A 1,376-nucleotide genomic window follows, 5' to 3' on the forward strand; every position below is an offset into this window, starting at 1 on the left:
AAGACACAAATTGTATTCAATACATTTTGTGTCTTTTTTATACATACCTACAGTTGCTGATATTCATGTCTAAAAGTGAGGATTTACTGCGAATTAAAGTGTCCTCTAACAATACAAGTTCTACATCATTCTTACTATAACCTAATAAAGATAGCCTTTTTACTATCACCCTATCACTTTTGCTATATGGAGGTGCGATTATGTCTTTGTGTAATAAATCAAACTCAGTTAATAATTTCTGAAAATTCGAACCGGATTGAAATTTCGGTACTAGTTCTTGTAACACTCTTGTCTTCTGACATTCCACAGATAAATCCTGAATCAATCTAATTAGCTTTGGCGTTGCTCTTACTTCAGAAGGTAAACTATATTGTACATTATTTTGAAATACAGACATGCTAATGCTTGATATAAAATCGCCCAGCGAATGCATAGGTTTTATACATACATCAATATATTTGTTTAATAAAATACGTTGAACCTCACTCCCTAGATATTCATTTTCGATGTTTGCTTTTAGTAAGTCAACCACAGCTTCTGTAATATAAAAATGTAATCCCCATTGCACTTTATTGCTTGATTGCAAAAATAAATATTTATCATCTTCATTTAACCCCCCTAATAAACTTGAATATTTTTTTAAAGCACCAATACCTTCTTCTGTATTTTGTAATTCAATTCCAATAGCCTCACATATACCCATTACACTCATTACTCCACCTCCAAAGAATTGATTTTACTAAATGTAATTTGACTAACTATTTGGCATAACCTTTTTACATTGTGATAGGAAATATCCCCACTGTTTCGCCCATGAATAATATCATTTCGTTTAGTTCTTGCTGTTTTTATTAAATCAATATAATCATCACTCAATTCTATTTCTAATCTTTTGATAAGTATTTGAAGTTTTACAAAAAAAGGCGTATCAGAATAAGCATGATCAAACTCATCAAGTACCTTTGCTATTAACCCTTCTAATTTACCTGAACAATCATAATGAGATCTAAGACTTTGTTCCAAGTCTTTCTTTATTAATTTTCTCTTTGATTTTTCTATTAACGGCTCTCCTTTTTCTCCCGAAACTACAAATTCTAAAGCTATGATAGAATAAATAATCTGGTCATCTTCATCCGTGCTATCCCATGCCTTCCTAACCCATTTCAAAGCATTAAACAGGGGCAAGACATTTTTGTCTTCCGCTTCAGCTAATTTAATCATCATCAATTCAATTTTTTCAGAATCATTTAAAGCAAGTATTGTACTTGTATTTGTCAAGTGAAAACTCCCCCATATTCTAACCCAAAACTCCCCCACTAAAAATTATAAAAAAATAATGTTTTCTCTTAATAATTATATAGTGGAGGAAAAACTTA

General features: G+C 30.8%; 2 protein-coding genes. Both read right to left on the minus strand.

What is annotated here, in order from left to right:
* Positions 1-37: 37 nt before the first annotated feature.
* Positions 38-712 carry a hypothetical protein gene (locus tag LGK97_RS19570; protein ID WP_226261996.1) on the minus strand — a complete coding sequence of 225 codons (675 nt, stop codon included), beginning with the start codon at positions 710-712 and terminating at the stop codon, positions 38-40.
* The gene (locus tag LGK97_RS19575; protein ID WP_226261998.1) at positions 712-1,278 is read right to left on the minus strand and encodes a hypothetical protein; all 567 of its coding nucleotides are present in this window, start codon (positions 1,276-1,278) and stop codon (positions 712-714) included. The genes LGK97_RS19570 and LGK97_RS19575 overlap by 1 nt, the downstream gene beginning before the upstream one ends.
* Between the last annotated feature and the right edge of the window lie 98 nt (positions 1,279-1,376).

The sequence above is a fragment of the Clostridium sp. CS001 genome (assembly GCF_020443565.1).
In the GTDB taxonomy this organism is placed as follows: domain Bacteria; phylum Bacillota; class Clostridia; order Clostridiales; family Clostridiaceae; genus Clostridium_AD.